Consider the following 23,569-nt stretch of genomic DNA (forward strand, 5'->3'; position numbering starts at 1 on the left):
GGCGGCCCCCGCAACCGGAGGGCCGAGGTCCGGGAGCCGGGGTGCGACCGTCAACCCGCCCGGGCGTGGAGGCTTCGCGTCAGGGTGGGGATCATGACCGTCGCCGGTACGAGGTGCAGCGCGAGGAGAGCGACGGTGGTGGCGGTGTTCGCCCCGGCGAGCAGGGGCGGGACCAGCGAGATCACGGTCAACGACACCGCCGTCCAGAGGAACCGCTGGGCGGGGTGGGCGCTCCACCGCAGCAGAGCGACGGCGATGACGATGCCGACGACCGAGAAGAAGCCGGTCACCACGGCGAACCCGCCCAGCGGGATCTTCTCCCCGCCGTCCGGGATCGCGAAGTCGACGCCGGCGGCCTGGGTGAGTGCGGCGGCGACTGTGGTGGTCACCATCGCCGCGAGGGTGGCGACGAGGCCGGTGCCGGCGAGTCCGAGGATTCGGCGGTTGGTCTGAGTGGATGCCGGGGTTGCGTTGGTGCTGGTCATGTCAGTGCTCCATTGGTTCGGTGGCGGGCGGACAGCGGGACTACTGCGTGCCGCCTGCCGGCAGCCGCTCCGGCAGCCCGAGCCGCGGGAACTGGCCGCCGTCGAAGATGGTGACTTCGGTGATCGCCCCGCCGGTGATGCGCAGGACGTCGATCGACAGCGGCAGGTACGCGTTCTCCCGCTCCCGCCAGTGGTAGAAGGCGACGGCGGGTTGCCGGTTGACGGCGGTGGGGACGCCGCGCAGGCCCGTCATGCGGTCGAAGCCGCCGTCGATCCAGTCCTTCAGCACCGGGTCACGGCCGATGTGCAGGCCCGGAGTGGGCGGCATCGAGCACCGCACGTCGTCGCGCAGCATCGTGGTGAGCCGGCCGATGTCCGTGGCGACGCTAGCCTCGGTGAAGCGGCGTACCAATTCACGGGTCTCGGCGTCCTCGTCGCCGCCGGTCCAGTCCTGCCGTTCGGCGGGCAGGTGCTCGCGCATGCCGGCGCGGGCCCGTTGCAGCGCGCTGTTCACCGAGTTGACGGAGTCGCCGAGCAGTTCCGCGACGTCCTTCGCGGGCCAGCCGAGCACGTCGCGCAGGATCAGCGCGGCCCGTGGGCGCGGCGCGAGGTGCTGGACGGCGACCACGTACGCCAGCTCGATCGTCTCCCGCGCGACGGCGACGGCCTCCGGCCCGTCGGCGTCGCCCGACGGCAGTTCGTCGAGCAGCCGGTCCGGGTAGGGCTGCAACCAGCGCGCCTCGCCGCCGGCCGCCGGCTGCGGGCGGCGCTTGGCGAGGAAGTCCAGGCAGGCGTTGGTGGCGATCCGGTACAGCCAGGCCCGGAACGTCGAGCGCCCCTCGAAGGTCTCCCGCCGCCGCCAGGCCCGGAGGAACGTCTCCTGCACGGCGTCCTCAGCGTCTTCGAACGATCCGAGCATCCGGTAGCAGTGCACGTGCAGCTCCCGCCGGTGCCGCTGCGCCAGGCCGGTGAACTCCGGCTCGTCGACCTCGGCGAGGTCCCTCACATTCGCGCTCATCACGCCATCCTTCCGCCTCATCATGCCCTGTCGTAGGTGTGACGGGCGCGGGTCGGAAAACTCATCACCGGTCCTGGCCGGTGGGCTCGTGAGCACATCGCCAGATCGACAGGTGTGCCCGCCCCGCGTCGCAAGCTTCTCCGGGCCCCGCCGCGTCTTCGTGTTCCCGGCCAACCGGCCCGTCGACGGCGAGATCAACTCGGGTTCCGGGAAACCGGCCTGTCGAAGGAGCTTGGACACCCCCGGTTTCCGTGAAAGCGAGTGGATCACGCCCTAGGCACACGCGACCACGAGCGCGATATTCAACCGGATCACGCAGATGCTCGACTTCGTCGAGACCGACCCGGCTCCGTCGCGGGCCGACATCATCGACCGGCTGCGCCGCGGTGAGATCACCGCACAGCAGGCGTTGGCCGAGTTGGACGGCCGATCGTGATGCCGCAGTTGGTGACCGTCACTGTCGACCGCCCGGACCATCGGCCCATCCGCTTCTGGGTTCCGGTGCTCCCCGTGGCGCTCGTACTCCTGCCGGTCGTGGTCCTGGTCGTCCTCGCGGCGATCGTGGCCTGCCTCGTGTTCCGCATCCGTGTGGTGCGGGCGCTCGGTGCCGGTTGGCGCGTCGTCTCCGCGCTGCCAGCCTGAGGTCTAGCCGCTACCCAACGACCAGCGAAGGGACCACTCGGGTGCGTGGTCCCTTCGTACTGTGGCGGACGGGCGCCGCGAACCCGGGCAGCGAGCCCGGTCGGTCAGCAGTTGCGCAGGCAGCGCACGAAAAGGTGGCTACGACCGTCGCCCGGGTGCACGCCCAGGTCCGTCGCGGAGGAGATGAAGACGACCCGGCTTCCGTTGGCCGAGGTGACTCCGTCGAAGCTGTCGCCGTTACCGGTCGCCCCGGCGGCGGTGGTGCTCACCGCCGTCGTCCGGCCGGTGTTGAGGTCGCGCACGAAGACGTCGCTGTAGATGCCGTTGCCGTCACTTGGGGCGAGGTCCGAGGCCTGGGAGTAGAACGACACGTAACGACCGCCGGCGGCCAGTTGGCCGGACATGCTGTGGCTGTTGCCGGCGCCCGTACCTGCACGGTTGGCACTGACCAGGACGGTCGTGTCGGCGATCAGGTCACGGACGTAGATGTCGCTGGTCGTGTTGGTGTCCGCCGCCACGAACGGCTGGTACGACTCCCACGACACCTTCGTGCCGTCCTTGCTGATGCTCGGGTTCAGCCCGCCGCGGAACCCGCCCTCGGTGGTGGTGGCCAGGTTGGCCCGGACCGTCGCGCCGGACGAGAGGTCGTGCACGAAGATGCCGGTGCTCGTCCCGCCGTCACCGATCCAGTCGCCGGACCCGCTGAACACCACCCGCCGTCCGTTGCCCGACACGACGGCCTCGTACGCCGCGAGATTCGTGCCGCCGTCGGCCTGCAGGCTGACCCGGGTGGTCCTGCCGAGCACCGAGTCGTGGATGTACGCCACCTGCCCGTAGAGCCAGCGACCCTGGTCGTCCAGGTCGCCGCTGTAGGAGGTGACGATGAAGCTGGTGAAACGACCGTTGTCGGAGATGGTGGCGCCGCTGCTGCTGCCCCGGATCTCCCGCCCGCCCGCGAACGTGCTGACCCGGGTGGTGGCCCCGGTCTGTCGGTCGTGCACGAAGACGTCACGTTCGTTGTTGGTGTCACCGGGCACGAGGTTCGACGCGTACGACGTGAAGGCCACGTACCGGCCGTTGCCGGAGATCGCCGCCGTGTACTCGATCCCGTCGTTGGCCGGCTGACCGTCCAGTCCTCCGCTGACCAGGGTGGTGACGCCGGTCTCCGTGTCGCGGACGAAGACGTCCGCGCTGTCGTTGGTGTCGCCAGGGACGAGATTGTAGGAGGTGGAGGCGAAGGCGACGTACCGGCCGTCGTCGGAGATGTCGGAGCCACCGACACCGCCGTTGCCAGGAGACCCGTCGGGTGCCACATCGACCAGAGCGAGCGCCCCGACCTCGGCCGCCGAGGCGGGCACGGGCATGAGGAGCATCGTGGTCACGCCGGTGACCGCCGCGAGGCCACGGACCGTCCGAAGGGTACGCATGGACGCAGAGCCTAGTGAGGCAACACCGTCCGTGTTGCCCCGCGACGGCCTCGGGGTGGGCGGAAGCTGCCCTACAGTCGGCGGCACCGCCGACGGAAGGACCGTTGTGGACGGTATCGACAGGACGATGTTCCGCACGTCCGCCCGCCGTCGCCTTCAACGCTCTCACGGTGCTGCTGTATCGGAAGATCTGGTCATCGGTCGACGTCACCGGCCCACGATCCCGTCCCTTCGACGTGCGGCGCCCGCATGTCGGCAATCCGTCGTTGTCGGGGCGTCGGGCCACTCCGTAGCGTCGCGGCTACGTACCGTTGCCCAGCGGAAGGACCCCTCGTGTCCGAACTCGTCGCTCCGCAGCTCGTCGTGAACAGCAGAATGATCTACTTCGGTTGGCTGCCGGCCGACCCCGACGCGGTGGCCACCCTGGTGCCGGACGGGCTCACGCCGGCACCGAACCACCAGGTCTTCATGAACCAGTACGTCGTCGACGACGCCGGGCAGACCTCCGGCTTCGGCGCGTACTCCCTGACGTACATCGGACCGGATCTTTCCGGGGTTGACGCCCCCGACGGTGTCACGCCCGGTCGCTGGTGGACCCATTACTTCAATTCAAGCCCGGTCGTCCGGGCCTACGCCACCGCCCGGGGCGTGCCGGCGACCCCGGGCAAGACCACCATCGAGGTACGCGGACACCGGCTGATCGCCACCACCGAGGCGGACGGCGTACCCGTGATCAGGACGACGGCCCACGTCGGGCGCACCGGCGACGCCGTCAACAAGGGCCAACTGCGCTACCTGACCCGGCTGGACGGCAGGCTGCACAGCGGCACCTACCCGTTCGTGGCCCAGCCGGTCGACCCGTTCGCTGTCGAGTCGGTGGAGTTCCTCGAACCCGACCACCCCGTGTACGCGCTGCGCCCTGCCGACCCGCTGACCGTCGTCTGGGGTTTCTACTCACCGCGCGCGTCGTTCGCCTACCCGGGCGGCGAGTCGCTGCTCGACTGACGGGACGCCGGCCGGTGCTGTCGTTCCGTTCGTCACCCGCCGCAGCGCCCACTCCGCCGGCCCGTACCGGTGCTGGCGCAGCCACCACGCGCTCACCGCAAGCTGCGCCGCGAAGATCAGCAACGCCAGCCCGGTCGTCCCCACCGGCGACACGCTCCCGGCCAGGCCGAGCCCGATCCCGCTGAAGATGAGCAGCCCCAGCAGCGATTGCCCCAGATAGTTGGTGAGCGCGATCCGCCCCGCCGGTGCCAGGGCTGACCGCACGAACCCGAACCGCGGGCTGTGCATCACCCGCAGCAGTGTGGCCACGTACGCGGCCGTCAGCAGCGGTGCGGTCGCCGCGCTCACACCGACGGCCAGTGACGCGCCGTTGCCGCCGCCCAGCGCGTACACCACGCCGCCCGCGACACCCACGGGGAAGCCGATGACCTGGATCCGCCGCAGCACCGGCTCGTAACCGCTGACGCCGGCGAGGAGCCGCCGTCGGCCGGCAACCATGCCGAGCAGGAACATCGCCAGCGCCGTCGGCCCCTGGAACGTCGCGGACTGGAGCACCAGGAAGGGGAGCCCGGAGAGGTGGTGGCCGATGACGTCGCCCCAACCGCCGAGCATCGCGGCCGTCGCCTTCTCGGCGTTGGCCAGCGCCTCGGTTCGGGTCGGCAGGAACGCGGAGGAGTTCACGAAGAGCCCACTGGCCAGCAGGCTCAGCAGCACGACCCCGTAGAGCACGCCGGCGACGCGCAGCGCCGTCCGGTCGCGGACCCGGCGCATCGCGAGCAGGACCAGGCAGACGACCGCGTACGTCATCAGGATGTCGCCGCCGTACAGAAGCGCGGTGTGCAGGGCGCCGAGGATGAACAGGCCGGCGATCCGGCGCAGCATCCGCGGCGCGAACGCGGCGCCCGCGCGCCCCGCCGCCGCCATCTGCAGGGTGAAGCTGTATCCGAACAGGAACGAGAAGAGGATGTAGAACTTCATGTCGACGAACACCGCGGACAGGAACCGCGTCACGTCGTCGAGGACCGACGAGAACGCCGGGTCCGTGATCAGGTTGCCCGGGTAACCGGAGGCCATGAAGGTGATGTTCACGACGAAGATCCCGAGCAGCGCGAAGCCCCGCAGCGCGTCGAGGTCGTGGAGGCGCTGCCCGGCGCTCGACCGGCTCGTCGTGGCGTCCATCGCGCCCGCTGACACGTCCATATGCTTCTTCTCCCCGTCCGGCCCGACGACAGCTTTAATGTACAGGAGATACTATCCATGGGACACAATGTGCCGTCAATGGCCGGTGACGTGCCCGCCGACCTGGCGCGACTCTGGCGACTGCCGACGTCCGCACGCCGCGGCCGGCCCGCCGAACTCGACGTCGAGCGGGTCGTCGGCGCTGCGGTGGACCTGGCGGACCACGAAGGGCTGGACGGGGTGACCCTGCAGAAGGTCGCGCAGACTCTCGGCTTCACCAAGATGTCGCTGTATCGGCACGTGGGTTCGAAGGAGGAACTCGTCGAACTGATGACCGACCACGCCACCGGGTCCGCCCCCCGGCTGGACGCGGACGACTGGCGTGACGGCGTGCATCGCTGGGCGGCGGCGATCCGCGCCCGGTACGCCGAACACCCGTGGCTCGTGGAGGTTCCGATCGCCGGCCCGCCCCGAGGGCCGAACGCCATCGGCTGGATGGACGCGTTCCTGCGGGTCCTGCACGACACGGGCCTGGACCCGAGGACGAAGGGAGGCGTACTCGTCGTCGTCAGCGGTTATGTGCGCAACGCGATCCTGCAGGGCCGGCAGATGGCCGAGGGCCGCAGCGGCACCGGGCTGAACCAGGCCGACGTCGAGCAGAACTACGGCCGGGCCCTCGCCGCGCTCGTCCACCCGGAGCGCTTCCCCGAGGCCGCGCCGCTGTTCGCGGCGGGCGCGTTCGAGAGCGAACCGGGCGAGGACCCGGAGGACCAGGACTTCACCTTCGGCCTCGACCTGATCCTCGACGGCGTCGAGGCCGCCATCGCGCGGCGCACGTCCTGAAGCGCAGCACGCCGTCGTGCTCCGAAACCCGGCTCAGCCGCACGGTCTTCGAGTGACCCGCGACGCGCCGCCGTCGACGAAGCCGCCACCGCCGGGCGAGTGTCAGCTGGGCGGGGGCGGGCACTCCAGGACCGCGATCGAGTTCCCGGCGAACAGCCCCAGGTGCGGGTGCCCGGAGAAGATCTGCACGGCCTCGTCGTGCGAGCCCGCTTCGACGATGGTGTAGCCGGTCAGGGAGTCGGTGACGTCCTCGACACCCCGCGCGGTGACCAGCTTCTTCGCGTTCAGCGGAGCGCCCGGGTCGACGATGGACTTCTCGTTGGCCTGCGCCCACGACGCCCAGGCGTTGATGAACTCGGTCTGCTGCTGCTCGGTGAGGTCGGCCTTGCCGACCTCGTCAGCAGCGCCGTGGAAGAGCGCGAGGAATCTGCCCATCCCCGCATCGTATCGGGCGGCATCCGGGCGGGTGGTGATCGCTCCGACCGTCAGGCCGCGCCGAGGCCGCTCATGAAGGTGGCTACGACGAGGTCGGCGGCCTGCGGTGGCGTCAGGGTGGGGAACTGGTGGGCGGCGGCGTCGACGAGTTGGTCGAGGACCGTTCGTGCCCAGGTCAAGTCCACGTCGCCGCGAAGGTATCCCTCGTCTCGCGATCGGCGGATGAAGGCGTCGACTCGGGCGCTCTGCTCCTGACGGCGGACGCTGGCGACAGGGTCGTTCTGCATCATGCGGCGAGTGTCGAGTGGCCATTCGCGGCTGACGGGGACGATTCCCTCCACGTAGCGGTGCAGGGCGACGGGCACGGGAGCCTCGGTCAGGCGGGCCTCGTCGAGGACGTGCTCGGCGGAGTCGAGCTTGGCCCGGAAGACGGCGCTGAGCAGGGCTTCGCGGTTCGCGAAGCGGCGGTGCACCGTGGTGCGGTCCACCCCGGCGGCAGCAGCGACGGCTGACATGGAGGTGCCGGGGTCCTCGGCCAGAAGTCGAGCTCCGGCACGGAGGACGGCATCCAGGTTGCGGGCTGCGTCGGCTCTCATGGTGCTGCGACCTTACTCGACTGTTTCAGGTATCCGGCAATCTTCTGCTTGTGAGTTGCGGAACAGAATATTTCCGCCTCAGGCCTGTTGCATTTAGCGACCGTAGCTCTACGGTTGTGTTGCCGCCCGCCTCGGGTGGTGAGGAATGACCAGGGAGGATACGTACGATGACAAGGACTTGGCTGATCACCGGCGGCTCGCAGGGCCTGGGCAGGGCACTGGTGCTCGCAGCGCTGGAGGCCGGCGACCGGGTAGTGGCGACGTCCCGCAAGCCGGAAGCGCTGGCCTCCCTGGTGGCAGAGCACCCGGAGCGTCTCGCGGCCGTCGCCCTCGACGTCACCTCCCCGGCGCAGGCCCGAGTGGTGGTCGACGCGGCGGCGCGGCGGTTCGGCTCCATCGACGTGGTCGTCAACAACGCGGGCTACGCCACCAGCGGCTCGATCGAGGACTTCCCCGAGGAGGAATTCCGCGCGCAGGTCGAGGCGAACCTGTACGGCGTGGTCAATGTGACGAGGGCGGCCCTACCCGTGATGCGCGGGCAGCGCTCCGGGCACATCGTGCAGATCTCCTCGATCGGCGGCCGCGTTGGCGGCACCCCCGGCCTGGGTGCCTACCAGACGGCGAAGTTTGCCGTGGAGGGCTTCTCCGAGGTCCTCGCCAACGAAGTGGCTCCCTTGGGCATCAAGGTCACCATCGTCGAGCCGGGTGGTATCCGCACCGGCTGGGCCGCCGGGGCCGCCGAGCCGTCCGGTCCCATCACGCCTGACTACGCGCAGACGGTTGGCGCGTGGCTGGATCGATTCGCGCAGTATGCCGGGAACGAGCCCGGTGACCCGGATCGCATGGCCCGCGCCATCGTCGACACCGTGGACGCCGCGGAGCCTCCGCGCCGGCTGCTGCTCGGCAGCGACGCACTGGGGATCGCGATCAGCTCGGAGGAAGGCCGTATTGCGGAAGCCAACTCGTGGGCCACGGTGAGCCGGTCCACGGACTACCCCACCGCCTGACCGACACCGTGGTGGCTCGAACGTGCAGCGGGGCGACCCGGCCACGATGGCCGCCGCGATCCTGAGGCTCACCGAAGAGCCGGCGCCGCCGATGCGGCTTCTGCTCGGCTCCTCCACCCCTTCTCATCTCAAGGAATCAAACATGACTGTGCGCGACAAGCTCTACATCGGTGGTTCCTGGGTGACTCCCAGCGCGCCGGAGCTGATGCTCGACATCCTGTCCCCGCACGACCAGTCGGTGCTCGGCCGCGTGGCGCAGGCCGCACCGGCCGACATCGACAAGGCTGTCGCCGCCGCGCGCGCGGCGTTCGACCACGGTCCGTGGCCGCGCACCTCGCCGAAGGAGCGCCAAGACGTCGTGCGTCGTTACGACGCGCTGCGTACCGCCCGGGCGGACGAGATCGCCGCGGCGATCTCCAGGGAGAACGGCTCGGCAGGCTGGTTCACCGCGGTCGGTCAACCCTTCCTGACCCGTCAGACCAACGCCTACCTCCAGGCAGCCGAGGAGTTCGGCTGGGAGGAGATCGTCGCGCCGTCCGACCCTTCGGTGGCCTTCGACACCATCGTCCGGCGCGAGGCGATCGGTGTGGTCGCCGCGGTCATCCCGTGGAACTCCCCGTTCTCCGCCGCCACCGCGAAGCTGATCCCGGCTCTGCTGGCGGGCAACACCGTCGTACTCAAGGTCTCCCCGGAGAACTCGCTGAGCATGATGCTGCTGGCGGACCTCTGGCACGAGGCCGGGCTGCCCGACGGCGTCCTCAGTGTGCTCCCGGCGGACCGGGAGACCAGCGAGCACCTCGTCTCGCACGCCGACGTCGACAAGATCTCCTTCACCGGCTCGACCCGCGCCGGCCGGCGGATCGCGGCGATCGCCGGGCAGCAACTCAAGCGCGTCGGTCTGGAACTGGGCGGCAAGTCCGCCGCACTGATTCTGGACGACGCGGACCTGGCCGCCGCGATGCAGGGCCTGCGGTTCGGATCGCTGGGCAACAACGGCGAGGCGTGCATCCTGCAGACCCGCATCCTGGCTCCACGCAGCCGTTACGAGGAGGTCGTCACCGCCGTGAAGGACATGGTCGAGTCGCTGAAGGTCGGCGACCCCGCCGCATCCGACACCTTCATCGGCCCGATGATCCGCCGCGACCAGCAGCAGCGTGTCATCGACTACATCACCATCGGCATCGAGGACGGCGCACGTCTGGTGACCGGCGGCCCGCAGATCCCCGCCGGCCTGGAGAAGGGCAACTACGTCACCCCGACCGTGTTCGCCGACGTCGACAACGGCATGCGCATCGCGCAGGAGGAGATTTTCGGCCCGGTCCTGGTCGTCATCGCCTACGACGACGATGACGACGCCGTGCGGATCGCCAACGACTCCGATTACGGCCTGTCCGGCGGAGTCTGGTCCGCGGACGTCGCCCGCGCCCTGGCCGTCGCCCGCCGGCTGCGTACGGGCACCGTCACGCTGAACGGCTCGCCGATCAGCTTCGACGGTCCCTTCGGTGGCTACAAGGCCAGCGGTCTCGGCCGCGAGTACGGCACGGTCGGCCTGACCGGCTACGTCGAGCACAAGTCGATCACCCGCAGCCGGTAGTCGGGGGATCTTCGATGGGAAGAAGCCGCGCTCCGCGCACGGGTTGCCCGCCGCTGGCACCATCGTTGCGGTGAACGTTCGTCGCCTGGCGGCCATCGACATGCACGGCAGCCGGGGAACCATCCGCCGACGGCGGATCATCCTGGCCGAGTTCCTCGTCGGCGTGGTGCTGATGGTGACGTGGGGCGGTTGGCTGCTGGCGTCATCGGACGGCTTCGGCACCCGGGCGTTCGGCCTGTGGTTGGTCGGCGCGGGTCTCAACTACGCGCCACTGTCGGTGTACGCGCTCGCCCTGATGCGGCCCGGCGCCCTCGACGCGGAGCTGGCCGACGCCGACATCGGCGGGGACCTGCGCCGGTACACGGTGCTTCAGCTCTGGGTCTTCGTGCCGCTGTCGCTGGTGGTCTTCGCCGTCCGCGACACGCTGGCCCGGCGTCGGGCCGGATGACGGCCGACTGGGCGGGGTCGTTCGTCAGCTCTTGGTCTTGCTGCGCCGGGTCCGCCGACGGGGGTTGTCGTCACCGCCGGCCAGTCGGGTGAAGGTGAGCATGTTCGCCAGCGCCACGGCGATGATCGCGAGGCCGACCTGGATCGCGAGCACGATCCAGTCCCAGCGCAGCACCCACACCTTCACACCGGCGTCGTCGTCGACGTGCAGTGCCCGGGCGACCACGGTGCCGAGCACCGCCGAGCCGACGCCGAGGACGAACGTGGCGAAGACGCCGATCCGCTGCCTTCCCGGCAGGATGAGTCGCCCGAGCAGGCCGACGAGGGCGCCGATGAGCACCGCGCCGAGATAACCGGTTACCAGCATTGCTGTCACTCCCCTCCAGCAGTGCCGACATACATGCCCGAAACTCACGTTCCCGGAAACCCCGCCCCGATCAGGGGCCGCGGGAATGTCACCGTGATCCACTACTCTGGCGGCACTTTCAGCCCGACCGAAGGACGCCCCATGGCCCGCCCCTACCAGCCCGGCCCGAAGCAGTTCGTCTTCTCTGCCGGCGACAGCGACGATCACCACGCCTCGGTGGCCGACCCGCAGGAGGCCTATGTGGCGTTCTCCGCGTTCTTCCGGGGTCGCGAGGCTGACACGTACACGATCACCGACGCTCCGGCGCGGCAGCGCCTGGTGCTCATGCCGCGCCGGGGGGTGATCTCCCGGATCAGCGAGGCGGACCACCAGCGGTCGGAGCACCTCCTGGTCGACAGGGCCAACCGCTACCTGCCGAGCGCGATGCTGTTCTTCGAGAACGGGTACGCGGGCCTCGACCACTTCGGCCAGTGGTTCTCCGACCTCGCCGACCTCGACGCGTCACCGGAGACCAGGGGTGCCGCCCGGGCCGCCACGTTCACGACGGAGGCGGCGGCGATCGACGAAGTGGGGCGGATCTGGTCGGATTCCGGCTACGTCGACCCGACCGACCAGTACTATATCTTCTTCGACTCGACGGACGTCGACGACGACCGGGCCGACCGCGCCGAGCTGCTCCAGTTGATCGAGTTCCTCGGTCTCGAACGGGTCGACGCCCCGGCCGGAGCCGCCGGTGGCGAGGTCTGGGTGCGCTCCGACCCACGCCTCGACGCCCAGTGCGAACAGTGGGCGTGACGAGGTGAGGGACGTCGTCTTCACGCGTCGCAGCGGCTGAATCCCGACCGTGATCCGCGAGGCGGGCGAGCTGAAGCTGAAGCTCGCCGCCGGGGCCGACGCCAACCACGAGCCCCGGGAGTTCACGGTCCCGATCTCCGAGGCCCATCTCGCGGTGATCCGGGAGGACCTGCCCAGACACCTCCTGCTGTGGAGTGCCGTCCTGCCCCTGTGCGAGGCCGCCGGCACCGAGGGTCGGCTCGACGAGACCGCGCGTCGTCGGTGAGCCGGGAGCCCTGTTCCTTCCCGGCCGGTTGGGGCATCGTGGGCCGGTGAGTGAGTACGCCGCGACGAAGGTCACGACCCTGGAGTTCGACAAGTCGGTACGCCGCCGGCCGAGCGATCAGCGGGTGAGTGGGCCCGTCGTGGTCGGTGCCGGCGCAGATGGCTGGTCCACCTTCTATCGGTGTGCGTGCCGGCCGTAGCGCGCGACCATGGTGCGGCGTCGTCCACCACCGTGGTCACGCGCTCCGGGGTGACCGTCCATCCCGGGACCAGCAGGCTCGGCCAGAACAGGTAGTTGGAGATCATCAGCGCAACGCGCCATATCGACGCCAAGCTATCGTTGTCTGACCCCTGCAGCGACAGCGCGAAGGTGAGTCATGGACGTAGTCAGCACCACCGAGGTCCCGGTCAAAGACGGGTTCGCCTTTTGGCGCGAGGTAAACTCGAAGCTCTGGGTGCCCTACGATTTGCGCTGTGAATCGCAGTGGGAGCCCGGATTTCGGGCTCAGGTCGGAATCAGCGAGTTCGGCCCCGTGCAGGCGACATTAATGACCACGATGCCGCACTCGGTCCACCGTACTCCCAAGCTCATTCGGCAGGCCGATCCCGAGGTGTTCAAGCTGGGTTGCCTTGTGCGCGGTGGCGGCATGATCACGCAAGACGGCCAGCGCACAGATTTCGGCGTGGGGGACCTGATACTGTATGACACCTCCCGGCCCTACGTTGCGGAATTCACCCCGGATGCGCCAGTTAGTCAGCTGCTGCTCCTGCGCTTCCCGCGCTCGTTACTGCCGTTTCCCCCTCGGGAGTTGCGGCGCCTGAGCGCAGTTCGCATCCCTGGCACCCACGGCATCGGCGCGTTATCTTCACAATTCCTGCTGCGCCTTGCCCGGCACATGGACGAACTCAGTCCGTTGGACGCCGCCCGGCTGTCCACCCTCACCATTGACGTGTTGACAGCGGCACTGGCCAACGCGCTGGACGTCCAAAGCGCGGTGCCCTCCCACACCCAACAGCGCGCGTTGATCGCTCAGATCCACGCCTTCGTCCGAGAGAATCTGGGCGATCCGCGCCTGACACCGGACGTGATCGCCGCAGCGCATCACATCTCGTTGCGATACCTGCACAAGCTGTTCCATAAGGAAGGGCACACGGTCGCCGGCTGGGTCCGCGAGCGTCGCCTGGAGCAGTGCCGACGCGACCTCGCCAACCCCCACCTAGGCGCTCGCCCGATCCACTCGATCGCCGCCCGGTGGGGGTTCACCAGCCCGGCGCACTTCAGCCAGGCATTCCGCAGCGCCTACGGCCTTTCGCCACGCCAGTTCCGCGAGCAGTGCGCGAGAGTGCGCGCAGACTAAAGACGTGTGCGCTTACCAGTAACGACAGACCCGACTGTGGCCTGCACTCTTATCTGAGGAAGTCCGCTCAGTCGCTGTTGAATCTGATTCCGGCTTACGGAAGAAGGTTCACGTGAGCGTGTGACATCGGTCCGTGTTTTCGCGATGGAAGGAGTGCGAGGAAGTACTTCGATCACCTCATGCAGCCAGTCAGCATCATCTAGGCCGCAGCGGCGGCTGACAGGAGACCATTGTGAAAATGTGGTGCAGAACGGCGTTTCGGATCTCGGCAGTGACCGCGGTCCTCGGCGCACTCACCCTGTCCGGGACCGTGGCACAGGCAAGTCCGGGTGCCGGCTCCCGCCTGTCCCAACCCGAAACCACAGCGGTTTCGGAGCAGGCCAAGCCCGGCAGCGACTTCGCCCCGCAGGTTTGCGGCTACTACGAAGACGCGGTGACGGCCTGGTACAACCACTGCGGGAGCACCCATGTGATCATCTACGTCGACGCGACGTGGCCCCGCAACGACTGGAGCTGGTGCATCGGCCCGGGAACGTGGGACATCGGCGGCGCCAACGCCGTATCCAACGCCTGGTACTCGGGTCAAACGTGTTGAACCGCCAGCCGAGCGCTGCGCGATTCTCCACCTGCGTTCGATGGTTGCGGATCGGGTCAGCGAGGCACATGAGGGCGCGGTCGGACACGGGAATCGCGGCAGGGTAGGACAACAGCGAGGCTTCCGGTCGGGGCATCGGATCTTGGTCGACTGCCGCCTTACCGGGAGCCTCGCCCCACGTCGATCCCTGCCGGCTCGGGCAACCCGCCGACATCACCGCGACGCTGCTGTTCCTCGCCTCACCCGACGCCGCGTTCATCACCGGCGCCGAGCACATCGTCGACGGCGGGCTGCTCCTCGGACCCGCCCTGAAGAACGAGGCCGGATGACGTCGCTGTCGCACCTACCGCCGGAGATCAGGCGAGCCGTCGAGATCACGCCCGCCGCCGGCACCCGCGAACGGATCGTGGACATCACGACCACCGGCCGGCCCCGCCGCATCGAGACCTTCTCCGACCGCGCGGCGATTGAGTCTCACCGGGTGAGGCCGACCAGCGTCGCCAGTCGCGCCACGCCGGCCGGCGCTGGCTGCGCGCGGGCGACATCCGCGATGACGGTACGCGCCGACGCCCGGCACCGAACCTCAGCCGGCGCGACACTGTCCGCGTCCACCAGGGCCCGTGCCGCCCCGCGCACGTCGCCCAGGTGCAGGTACGCCCGCGCGACGTCGACCAGGTACGCACCCCGATACTCGGCCGGCAACCGCCGCCACCCCTCCCGCCGCACGACGCTTGAGTGCCTCCGTAACACCTCTGCGGCGTCACCACGTTGTGCCGCAACGAGAACCCGAGCCAGCTCGACGGCGACCGGCCCGAAGCTGGTGCGGTGAGTGTCGTCGTACCCCCGCAGGCTGGCGGCGACGCCCGCAGCCCGCTCGATCAGCTCGTCGGCGCGGCGGTACTCGCCGCACCCAGAGGCGGCCAGCGCGGCCTGCACCAACAACGTCCCACCCACCGCCCACTCCCCCGGCGACCCCGCCGCCGCGAACGCACCCCCGCCCCCGCCGCGTTGATCATGAGGTTGACGGGCGAGTTGATCTCCACCAGACCCGCCAACCTCATGATCAACGGGGTGGGACCGGGCCGGGAGGAGGCGGTTGGCTGTTGGGAGGGCCGCTTTCAGGGCCAGGGGGTTGCGCTTGTTGGCCCGGAGGGCCTCGGCTACCGAAATGGTCGCGCTTGCCGCCAGGATCGGGTCGTCGCCGGCGGCGGACATCGCGCGGTCGGCGGCCAGCCACGCCAGGTCGGCCTCGTCGAGCTTCACCAGTACGGACGAGGTGATCCGGTACGCCTGCACCAGCACCTCTGCTCTCTGCGCGGCCCGAGCGGCGTCGAGCAGACCCGGCACCACCCGCACCAACTGCCCGTAGTGCGCATGCTGGTAGGTCAACCACGCATGCCCGACCTGCCGTCGCAGCTCATCCGTCTGCGGTGGAACCTCCGGGCTGTCGTAGCGGGCGAGCGCGGCCCGGATGTCATCCACCCCGTCCGGCGTGCCCGCCGGAGTGCTCTGCGGCTGGCCAAGCAGCACCTCCGGCTCCACCCGCAGGACGTGGGCCAACTCCTGGATCACCGAGTACCGGTCCAGGGTGCGGGCACCCCGCTCGATCTTGTCCACCCAGCTCTTCGACCTGCGCAGCCGGTCGGCAAGCATCTGCTGCGTCATCGACCGCCGTACCCGCCACCGGGCCACCCGACGACCGATCGGGAGGTCATCGCTGGTCACGCCGCCACCGCCGGTCCGGGACCGCGCGGGTCGTGTCGTCCACGGGTACGCGTTCCGCCTCGGCCTGCGCCAGAAGGCGCTGCTTGGCAGCCTCCCGCTCGGTCCCCTCAGGGCTGTTCTCCGGAGCGTTGTCGTCCTGACCGCTCATCCCCGCCTCCTTCGGTGGAGGCCCAGCAGCTCAGGTTCGACCGTTGCCCTGCTGGACCATCGGGACGTGCTCACGTCCCAAACCGGACAGTAGGGCGAATTGGTGATGCGGTGATTACTTGCAGTTATGCGGCGAGGCTGATGCCGATACGGCCAGCAAGTAGGCGCAGGTCGTCGGGGATGGCTCGGCGCTGGGCACGCTGAGCGAGGGTCACCACGGCATCGCGGGCAAGGGGATTGATGGCGAACGGGATCGGTGCGGCGCGCTCGGCCTGCACGAATGCGGCCAGCGCCTCGACGTCACGGCGGCCGCCGTCCGCCAAGGCACGGCCAAGGTCGAGCCAGTAAGACTGTTGGCGGATGGAAGCCGCGAGCACCTGCGGTCGGACCGTCTTCGACAGTTCGATGACCCGGCCGGACTCGCCCTGCTCGGCGGCGATGGACATCTCCCACAGCCCGACGTTGGTTGGTCCGAACCCACAGCCGTTGAAGCCAGCCCCGTCGACCGGATCGCCGAGCGTTGCCGCCTCGCGGGCGGCCTCAGCGAGGTGGTCGCGTGCGACGTCCAAGCGACCGCTCACCGACGAGGTCAGCGCAGCGGAGAGGTGAAGCTGTCCGAGCATCTGCCGGACTCGCTCGTCCGACGCATCGACCTGAAGCTCGGCGAGAGATCGGTCGGCAGCGCGGGCCGCGACGGGGGCGGACTCGATCGGCAAGCTCTGCGCGTAGGCGAAACGGGATGCTGCGATCCATGCTGGATCATCGGCTTGCTCCGCGACCGCCCCGGAGAGCCGGGCAGCGTTGAGGGCCAGGTGGCGGTATCCGAGGTTCCGCAGGCAGGTGGCGGCCTGGTAGGCCACCTGGACGAGCGCGGTACCGCCCACGGCGGCGGCTTCGAGCAGCAACGCGGGGAGCAAACGAGCCATCGCTGGGTAGTTGCAGGACGTGCGGAGTTGTTCGGCACGAGCGATCTCGGCGGTCAACCGCTCCGCTGTGTATGTCGACGGGCGGCGCTCGCCGTCCTCGATCTCGATCAGGGCGGACCAGATGGCTGGCACACACTCGGCGGCGCTCTCGCGGGCCGGGTCGCCGGGCTCGGTGCCCTGACCGAGCAGGTCCGCCACCGTGACCTGGAGGGCGGCGGCTAGAGCGACCAGAGTGGAGCGACGGTCGATGGTCTTCCGACCCGACTCGACCTGTGACACGTAGGACTGAGTGACGCCAGCGAGCCCGGCGAGGACGGCCTGAGTCATCCCGCCACGGCGCATCCGCCAGTACCGAATCCTGGCGCCGATGGTGTCCGGCTTCGTCACCATTCTTCGCCCACCCCCAGGTAGAGGACCGGGACAGCGACTACGCCAAGCTGCCCCGCACGTTGGACGGTACACCGAGAGAGCGTACAAGTGACGGCAGCCACTACAGGGTTTGTTTTTACCCGGTAGGCGCATCGTTATCTATCGAAGGTCCCGCATCACCCCGACCCTGCCGGGGAGATACAACCTTACGAGAGGGGGACCCTTCGAACCACGCTTCCTGCTGCTCGTTGCCATATATCGATTCATACTGCACGCGAATTCTGATTCGCTGGGTCACCGCTGTCCAGAATTCGACATCTCTCTCGTCGTCGTAATCCTCCAACGCAAGGAGCATCAGTTCCTGGCCGACCGGGATGGGCTTGCCCGGACGGAGGGTTGAAAAGTTTGGCCAGACCGCGAACGTACCGCGCAGTGGGTCGACGACCTGCTTCTCCCACGGCCCGACTTCCTCGCCGTCGAAATAAAACATAGTTACCCGAATGATAGCCGGGCCAAGGCCGGCATTTCGGATCCGGATGCCGGCGAGACCGCTATTCAGCCGCAGGCAGTCCAGGCTCAACAATGGGCGAACTGATTGGAAGTTATGTCTTCGGCTTGCTCTTGCCTCTGTAATCGAAACCACGAGCGAAGCTACGGCGATCACCGTTGCGGAGATGGCAGTAACCGAATTCGCGTCCACAACTCTCCTTATCAAACGGTGCGGCGGGCCTACTCTCGATCGGGAGGCGCCACCCCTCAAGCTACGTCGCTCAGACAACCGTCAGTGGACACGTGCTCGCATCCCAAACCGGACAGTATGGCTGATTAGTGATGCGGCGATACTGGCAGTTATTCGGCCAGGTTGATGCCGATACGGCCGGCAAGCAGGCGCAACTCGTCGGGGATGGCTCGGCGCTGGGCACGCTGAGCGAGAGTCACCACTGCGTCCCGGGCGAGAGGGTTGATGGCGAACGGGATCGGCGCGGCCCGCTCAGCCTGCACGAATGCGGCGAGGGCTTCGACATCACGACGACCGCCATCCGCGAGCGCTCGCCCGATGTCGAGCCAGTACGACAGTTGGCGATTCGACGCCTTAAGCACCTGCGGTCGGATCGCCCTGGACAGCTCGATCACCTTGCCGGACTCGCCCTGCTCGGCGGCGATTGACATCTTCCAAAGCCCGACATTCGTCGGCCCGAAACAGCAACCGTTGAAGCCGCCGCCGTCGGCCGGGTCTCCGAGACTCGCCGCCTCGCGCGCTGCCTCCGCAAGGTGGTCACGAGCAACATCCGGGCGAGCGTCCACGGTCGAGGCCAGCGCAGCCATGAGGTGGAGCTGACCGAGCATCTGCCGTACCCGTACGTCGGCGGCATCTCCTTGCAACTCCTCCAGCGACCGGTCAGCGGACCTCGCCGCCAAGCGGGCTGACTCGATGGGCAAGCTCTGCGCGTACACGAACCGGGACGCACCGATCCACGCTCGGTCCTCGACGCCCTCGGCAGCCGAAACCGAAACCCGGGCGGCACTGAGGGCCAGATGGCGGTAGCCCAGGTGCCGAAGGCAGGTGGAGGCCAGATAGGCGACCTGGGCGAGCGCCGTCCCACCCAGGGCGGCAGCTTCGAGCAGCAGGACCGGGAGGATACGGGCCAAGGCCGGGTAGTTGCAGGCATTGCGGAGCTGATCAGCGCGGGCGATCTCGTCCGCGAGGCGTTCCGCTGTGTAGGTCGATAGGCGGCGCTCGCCATCCTCGATCTCGATCAGGGCCGACCAGATCGTCGGAACACACTCGGCGGCGCCCTCGCGGGCCGGATCCCCGGATTCGGTGCCCTGGCCAAGCAGGTCAGCCACCGTGACCTGGAGTGCAGCAGCAAGAGCGACCAGAGTGGAGCGGCGGTCGATCGTCTTTCGGCCGGACTCCACCTGCGACACGTACGATTGGGTGACGCCAGCAAGCCCAGCGAGGACAGCCTGAGTCATCCCACCACGGCGCATTCGCCAGTACCGGATCCTGGCACCGATGGTGTCTGACCTCTTCACCATGCCTTCACTCACTTCCAACAGTGGACCGAGAGCGCGACCACGCCCTACCAGCCAGCACCGTTCGGACGGTACACCGACGGAGCGACCAACCCATGATGTTGATTGCCCGAATAACCGCACCTTGCGCAGTCACACCGCGCCAAAGCGTCAAGGTTGGCTACGGTCGCCTTGCGACTATGGCCGGCGGTCCGGCACCGAGCAGATCAGCGACCTGAGTCAAGCGGCGGCAGCTAGACGGCGCAGCCGTCACAGGATCCAGTCAACGATCCGCGCCAGATCAAAGCGCCACGATCGCCGCAGTCTCCGCAGGCAGCTCGATCCGGTCCCGCATCACCGTGACCCCCTCCCCCGTAGCCAGCAGCACCCGCCGAGCCACCCCAGGCATCGACACCCCTTGCCCCCGCCCAGCGAAGTTCGCCACCACAAGCGTGTCCCCCCGCCGCATCACCAGGAACTGGTCCCCGTGCTGCACAGAAACCGCGTGCAAACGAGGATCCGACAGGTCCGAATTAGAACGACGCAACGAGATCAACCGCTGGTAGAACGACAGCATCGAGGCATGCTCGGGCTTGTCCAGCTCCGCCCAGTCCAGCCGCGACCGGGTGAACGTCTCCGGGTCCTGCGGGTCAGGCACGTCCCCCTCCGGCCACCCGTGCGACGCGAACTCCCGCCGCCGCCCGGTCCGCACCGCAGAGGCCAACTCCGGCTCCGGGTGCGACGTGAAGAACTGCCACGGCGTGGAAGCGGCCCACTCCTCCCCCATGAACAACATGGGAGTGAAGGGCGCGGTCAGCAGCAGCACAGCCCCGACCCGCACCAGCGCAGGCGACAGCGAGGCAGAGATCCGATCCCCGGTGGCCCGGTTCCCGATCTGATCATGGTTCTGGAGATATGCGACGAGCCGGTGCCCCGGCACCCGCGCATCCAGCGGTCGCCCGTGGTGCCGGTTGCGGAAGCTCGACCAGGTGCCCGCGTGGAAGAACCCGCCGGTCAGCACGTCCGACAGCGTCTCCAGGGAGCCGAAGTCCCCGTAGTAGCCCTGCCGCTCCCCCGTCAGCAACGTGTGCAGCGCGTGGTGGGCGTCGTCGTTCCACTGGGCGTGCAGCCCGAACCCGCCAGCCTCCCGAGGGGTGATCAGCCGGGGGTCGTTGAGGTCGGACTCCGCGATCAGCGACAGCGGCCGTCCCAGATGAGTCGACAAGGATTCAACAGAAACCGCCAGCTCTTCGAGCAGAGGAACCGCCCGGGTGTCGGGCAACGCGTGCACGGCGTCCAGGCGCAGCCCGTCGACGTGGTAGTCGCGCAGCCACATGAGCACGCTGTCGATGATGTAGCGGCGTACCTCGTCGGAGTGCGGGCCGTCCAGGTTGATCGAGCGGCCCCAACTGTTGCTCTGCTCGGCCAGGTAGGGGCCGAACCGCGGCGCGTAGGCCCCGGAGGGCCCGAAATGGTTGTAGACAACGTCGAGGATCACCCCCAACCCCTTGGCATGGGCGGCGTCGACGAACCGTTTCAGGCCGTCGGGACCGCCGTAGGGCTCGTGCGGGGCATACCAGCAGACGCCGTCGTACCCCCAGTTGTGTTCGCCGTTGAAGGCGTTGACCGGGAGCAGTTCGATCAGGTCGACGCCGAGGTTCACCAGGTGGTCGAGGCGGTCGATGGCCGCGTCGAAGGTGCCCTCCGGGGTGAAGGTGCCGATGTGCAGCTCGTAGAGGATGCTGCCGGGCAGCTGCCGGCCCGTCCAGGAGGAATCACTCCACTGGAACGCAAGATGGTCGTAGCGGCGGCTCGGCCCGTGCACACCCGCAGGCTGCCACGGGGAACGGGGGTCGGGCAGCGGGGTTTCGTCGTCGTTCAGCAGAAAGGAGTAGTCGGGGCCGGCGTCGGGAACGTCGACCCGCCACCAGCCGTCAGCGGCGGCGTTCATCTCGTGGTCGGTGTCGCCGGCCAGGCGCAGTCGCACCCGGGTGGCGTCCGGCGCCCAGACGGAGAATTCGGTCATGAAGCGGCCTCCTCGGCGGCGGTGAGAGGAGCCAGGAGAGCGACGGGGTAGTCGGCCAGAAGATTGTCCAGCGGAATCTCCTCGCCACTGTAGACCCGCCCGGTGAACAGGTCCTTCACATCGTGAACAGGAAGCGACAGGGCTGTGTCACACCACCCGCCGGCACGGGCCAGGCGCAGCGGCAGGCGGGTCGCCACGGTGATCGCGCCACCCCGGTCGAACGCCACCACGTGGCGGCTCACCCGCCCGTGCGCGGCCACCGGCCGGTAGGTGGTGAACAGCTCCGGGTGCGCCCGCCGCAACCGCAGCGTCCGCGACACGACGAGCAGCTTCGCCGCTCCGTCGGTGTCGACCGGGGGACGCCAGCCGCCGTCGAGGCGTGCCAGCAGCTCTCGGCGTACGTCGAAGTCGACCGGCCGGCGGTTGTCCGGGTCGACCAGGGAGTTGTCCCACAGCTCGGTGCCCTGGTAGGTGTCCGGCACCCCGGGCATGGTGAGTTGGATCAGCTTCTGCCCCAGCGAGTTGGACCAGCCGGCCGGGGTGATCGCGGCGGCGAGTTCGGTCAGCTCGTCGTGCAGGCTCGGGTCGTCGTACATGCGGTCGACCACGTCGTGCAGCGCCTGCTCGAAGACCGGGTCCGGGTCCGCCCAACTGGTCGAGGCCGCGGCCTCCCGGGCGGCCTTCTCGACGTACGCGTGCAGCCGCTCCCGCTCGATCGGCCACGCGCCGACGGCGGTCTGCCAGAGCAGGTGGGCGAACGCCGGGTCGGGCAGCGGAGCGTACTCCATCCAGGTTTTGACCTGCTCCGCCCAGCGGCCCGGCAGCTCGCTGAGCACGGCGAGGCGGGCGCGGATGTCCTCGCTGCGTTTGGTGTCGTGGGTGGAGAGGGTGGTCATGCTCGCGGGCCAGCGGACCTGCTGGGCGGAGGCGAAGCGGTGGAACTCCGCCGGTGGCACCCCGAAGCGGGTGGGGTTGTCGCCGACCTCGTTGAGCGCCACGAACCGGGTCCACCGGTAGAACGCGGTGTCCTCCACGCCCTTGGCCATCACCGCGCCGGTGAGCTGCGGGAACCGCATGCCCAGCTCGTCGTGGGGGTCGCGCAGGCGGCGGGTGATCGCGTCCAGGGCGCGGGCCAGGTCGGGGCGGCGGCGGCCGGCCTCGGAGCGGGCGGCGGCGAGGTGCCGGGCGCCGTCGGGCGGGTAGCCCCGGTAGACGTCGAACGCGGCGGCCAGCTCGGCGAGCGCCGCGCGGGCCTGCTCGGTGGGCACCTCGGGGGCGAGGGCCGCCAACCGGGTCAGCTCGGCGGCGAGCAGACGGGTCGCGGCGGCCATCTTGGTGGAGTGGGTCAGGTCCTCCCAGGAGGTCTGCCGGCCGTTGAGGTGGGTGTCCAGCACCGTGAAGTCGCCCTCGGCGTCGATGTCGATGAAGAGCCCACCGACCATGGCCAGGGCGTCGTAGCCGGTGGTGCCGTCCACCGGCCAGTCCGGCAGCTCCTCGCCGTACTCCAGGATCTTCTCCACCACGAGCCAGGCGTCCGGGGCGGCCTCCCGCAATCGGGCCAGGTAGCCGGCCGGGTCGCGCAGGCCGTCCGGGTGGTCGACGCGGATGCCGTCGACCTCCCCGGCGGCGGCCCAGCGCAGGATCAGCTCGTGGGTGGCGGCGAACACCGCCGGGTCCTCCACGCGCAGGCCGGCCAGGGTCGTGATGGCGAAGAACCGGCGGTACGTCAGCTCGGCGTCACCCCGACGCCACGACACCAGCTCGTAGTGCTGCCGGTCATGCACCGTGCGGGCGTCGCCGTCGCCGGTGCCGTCGGCCACCGGGAAGCGGTGCTCGTGGTAGCGCAGCTCCCCGTCGACCAGCTTGAGGTCGTCCACTGCGGCCGGGTCGTCGGCCAGGACCGGCAGCAGCAGCCGGCCCCGGTCCCAGTCGATGTCGAACCAGTCGGCGTACGACGAGTCGCGCCCCCGGCGCAGCACGTCCCACCAGGCCGGGTTGGCCGGCGCGACGGCGATCCCGGCGTGGTTGGGCACGATGTCGACGACCAGGCCGAGCTGCTTGTCGCGCAGGGCGCGCAGCAACCGCTGCCGGGCGGCCTCCCCGCCCAGCTCCGGGTTGACAGCCCGGTGGTCCACCACGTCGTAGCCGTGCTGGGAGCCGGGCGTCGCGGTCAGCAGCGGGGCCGTGTAGAGGTGGCTGACACCGAGGTCGTTCAGATAGTCGAGGATCGCTGCGGTCGCGTCCAGGTCGAAGCCGGGGCGGACCTGGATGCGGTAGGTGGCCTTCGGAGGGGTGGCCGGCAT

The 23,569-nt window shown here is 69.2% G+C and carries 25 protein-coding genes; 11 read left to right on the forward strand and 14 right to left on the reverse strand.

The window, feature by feature from the left end:
- Positions 1–50 precede the first annotated feature (50 nt).
- Entirely contained in the window at positions 51–485 is a 435-nt protein-coding gene (locus GA0070612_RS22855) for a DUF6069 family protein (protein WP_088989781.1), read from the reverse strand.
- Positions 486–525: 40 nt separating this feature from the next.
- Positions 526–1,503: an RNA polymerase subunit sigma-70 gene (locus GA0070612_RS22860; protein WP_088989782.1), complete on the reverse strand. Its 978-nt coding sequence runs from the start codon at positions 1,501–1,503 to the stop codon at positions 526–528.
- Between the two features lie 510 nt (positions 1,504–2,013).
- Here GA0070612_RS22860 and GA0070612_RS32860 point away from each other — a divergent pair.
- Positions 2,014–2,145 carry a hypothetical protein gene (locus GA0070612_RS32860; protein WP_269458269.1) on the forward strand — a complete coding sequence of 44 codons (132 nt, stop codon included), beginning with the start codon at positions 2,014–2,016 and terminating at the stop codon, positions 2,143–2,145.
- A gap of 104 nt (positions 2,146–2,249) precedes the next feature.
- Here GA0070612_RS32860 and GA0070612_RS22875 read toward each other — a convergent pair whose 3' ends face one another.
- The gene (locus GA0070612_RS22875; protein WP_088989784.1) at positions 2,250–3,572 is read right to left on the reverse strand and encodes a TolB-like translocation protein; all 1,323 of its coding nucleotides are present in this window, start codon (positions 3,570–3,572) and stop codon (positions 2,250–2,252) included.
- A gap of 333 nt (positions 3,573–3,905) precedes the next feature.
- On the opposite strand from GA0070612_RS22875, the gene GA0070612_RS22880 reads away from it, so the two are divergent.
- A complete protein-coding gene (locus GA0070612_RS22880; protein ID WP_231924299.1) occupies positions 3,906–4,577 on the forward strand; it encodes a hypothetical protein in 672 nt (223 codons plus the stop codon).
- On the opposite strand, the gene GA0070612_RS22885 is transcribed toward GA0070612_RS22880, so the two are convergent.
- Entirely contained in the window at positions 4,527–5,777 is a 1,251-nt protein-coding gene (locus tag GA0070612_RS22885; protein WP_088989785.1) for a DUF418 domain-containing protein, read from the reverse strand. The genes GA0070612_RS22880 and GA0070612_RS22885 overlap by 51 nt on opposite strands.
- A 78-nt stretch (positions 5,778–5,855) precedes the next feature.
- Between GA0070612_RS22885 and GA0070612_RS22890 the strand changes: the two genes are divergently transcribed.
- On the forward strand, positions 5,856–6,599 hold the full coding sequence (locus GA0070612_RS22890; RefSeq protein WP_231924300.1) for a TetR/AcrR family transcriptional regulator C-terminal domain-containing protein: 744 nt from the start codon (positions 5,856–5,858) through the stop codon (positions 6,597–6,599).
- A 102-nt stretch (positions 6,600–6,701) separates the two neighbouring features.
- Here GA0070612_RS22890 and GA0070612_RS22895 read toward each other — a convergent pair whose 3' ends face one another.
- Positions 6,702–7,034, reverse strand: coding sequence for a YciI family protein (locus tag GA0070612_RS22895; RefSeq protein WP_088989786.1), 333 nt, complete (start codon positions 7,032–7,034; stop codon positions 6,702–6,704).
- 50 nt (positions 7,035–7,084) lie between these two features.
- On the reverse strand, positions 7,085–7,630 hold the full coding sequence (locus GA0070612_RS22900) for a TetR/AcrR family transcriptional regulator (protein WP_088989787.1): 546 nt from the start codon (positions 7,628–7,630) through the stop codon (positions 7,085–7,087).
- Between the two features lie 221 nt (positions 7,631–7,851).
- On the opposite strand from GA0070612_RS22900, the gene GA0070612_RS22905 reads away from it, so the two are divergent.
- The 3 genes from GA0070612_RS22905 (at position 7,852) to GA0070612_RS22915 (ending at position 10,679) form a co-directional block, all read left to right on the forward strand.
- Positions 7,852–8,637: an SDR family NAD(P)-dependent oxidoreductase gene (locus GA0070612_RS22905; protein ID WP_231924301.1), complete on the forward strand. Its 786-nt coding sequence runs from the start codon at positions 7,852–7,854 to the stop codon at positions 8,635–8,637.
- A gap of 46 nt (positions 8,638–8,683) precedes the next feature.
- A complete protein-coding gene (locus GA0070612_RS22910) occupies positions 8,684–10,231 on the forward strand; it encodes an aldehyde dehydrogenase (protein WP_231924302.1) in 1,548 nt (515 codons plus the stop codon).
- 70 nt (positions 10,232–10,301) lie between these two features.
- Positions 10,302–10,679: a hypothetical protein gene (locus GA0070612_RS22915; protein ID WP_088989790.1), complete on the forward strand. Its 378-nt coding sequence runs from the start codon at positions 10,302–10,304 to the stop codon at positions 10,677–10,679.
- Between the two features lie 24 nt (positions 10,680–10,703).
- Here the strand turns inward: GA0070612_RS22915 and GA0070612_RS22920 are convergent, their stop codons facing one another.
- Positions 10,704–11,045 carry a GlsB/YeaQ/YmgE family stress response membrane protein gene (locus tag GA0070612_RS22920; RefSeq protein WP_231924303.1) on the reverse strand — a complete coding sequence of 114 codons (342 nt, stop codon included), beginning with the start codon at positions 11,043–11,045 and terminating at the stop codon, positions 10,704–10,706.
- A 141-nt stretch (positions 11,046–11,186) separates the two neighbouring features.
- Here GA0070612_RS22920 and GA0070612_RS22925 point away from each other — a divergent pair, with 141 nt between their 5' ends.
- The 5 genes from GA0070612_RS22925 (at position 11,187) to GA0070612_RS22945 (ending at position 14,386) form a co-directional block, all read left to right on the forward strand.
- Entirely contained in the window at positions 11,187–11,840 is a 654-nt protein-coding gene (locus GA0070612_RS22925; RefSeq protein ID WP_088989791.1) for a hypothetical protein, read from the forward strand.
- Positions 11,841–11,889: 49 nt separating this feature from the next.
- A complete protein-coding gene (locus GA0070612_RS22930; RefSeq protein ID WP_197699221.1) occupies positions 11,890–12,105 on the forward strand; it encodes a DUF6357 family protein in 216 nt (71 codons plus the stop codon).
- A 376-nt stretch (positions 12,106–12,481) separates the two neighbouring features.
- The gene (locus GA0070612_RS22935; protein WP_088989792.1) at positions 12,482–13,462 is read left to right on the forward strand and encodes an AraC-like ligand-binding domain-containing protein; all 981 of its coding nucleotides are present in this window, start codon (positions 12,482–12,484) and stop codon (positions 13,460–13,462) included.
- A gap of 271 nt (positions 13,463–13,733) precedes the next feature.
- Positions 13,734–14,057, forward strand: coding sequence for a DUF6355 family natural product biosynthesis protein (locus GA0070612_RS22940; RefSeq protein WP_088989793.1), 324 nt, complete (start codon positions 13,734–13,736; stop codon positions 14,055–14,057).
- Between the two features lie 227 nt (positions 14,058–14,284).
- Positions 14,285–14,386, forward strand: coding sequence for an SDR family oxidoreductase (locus GA0070612_RS22945; protein WP_231924690.1), 102 nt, complete (start codon positions 14,285–14,287; stop codon positions 14,384–14,386).
- A 145-nt stretch (positions 14,387–14,531) separates the two neighbouring features.
- On the opposite strand, the gene GA0070612_RS22955 is transcribed toward GA0070612_RS22945, so the two are convergent.
- From GA0070612_RS22955 to treY, 7 genes are all read right to left on the reverse strand, one after another.
- Positions 14,532–15,782, reverse strand: coding sequence for a helix-turn-helix domain-containing protein (locus GA0070612_RS22955; protein ID WP_088989794.1), 1,251 nt, complete (start codon positions 15,780–15,782; stop codon positions 14,532–14,534).
- Positions 15,769–15,930, reverse strand: coding sequence for a hypothetical protein (locus GA0070612_RS31935; protein ID WP_167393664.1), 162 nt, complete (start codon positions 15,928–15,930; stop codon positions 15,769–15,771). Before GA0070612_RS31935 ends, GA0070612_RS22955 begins: the two co-directional genes overlap by 14 nt.
- Positions 15,931–16,054: 124 nt before the next feature.
- Positions 16,055–17,245, reverse strand: coding sequence for a helix-turn-helix domain-containing protein (locus GA0070612_RS22960; protein ID WP_088989795.1), 1,191 nt, complete (start codon positions 17,243–17,245; stop codon positions 16,055–16,057).
- A 115-nt stretch (positions 17,246–17,360) separates the two neighbouring features.
- Positions 17,361–17,924, reverse strand: a complete 564-nt coding sequence (locus GA0070612_RS31580) for a hypothetical protein (RefSeq protein WP_157742572.1) — start codon at positions 17,922–17,924, stop codon at positions 17,361–17,363.
- A gap of 149 nt (positions 17,925–18,073) precedes the next feature.
- Entirely contained in the window at positions 18,074–19,264 is a 1,191-nt protein-coding gene (locus GA0070612_RS22965; RefSeq protein WP_088989796.1) for a helix-turn-helix domain-containing protein, read from the reverse strand.
- Positions 19,265–19,541: 277 nt separating this feature from the next.
- Entirely contained in the window at positions 19,542–21,266 is a 1,725-nt protein-coding gene (gene treZ, locus GA0070612_RS22970; RefSeq protein ID WP_088989797.1) for a malto-oligosyltrehalose trehalohydrolase, read from the reverse strand.
- Entirely contained in the window at positions 21,263–23,569 is a 2,307-nt protein-coding gene (gene treY, locus GA0070612_RS22975) for a malto-oligosyltrehalose synthase (protein ID WP_088989798.1), read from the reverse strand. The genes treZ and treY overlap by 4 nt, the downstream gene beginning before the upstream one ends.

It is taken from the genome of Micromonospora chokoriensis (assembly GCF_900091505.1).
GTDB lineage: Bacteria > Actinomycetota > Actinomycetes > Mycobacteriales > Micromonosporaceae > Micromonospora > Micromonospora chokoriensis.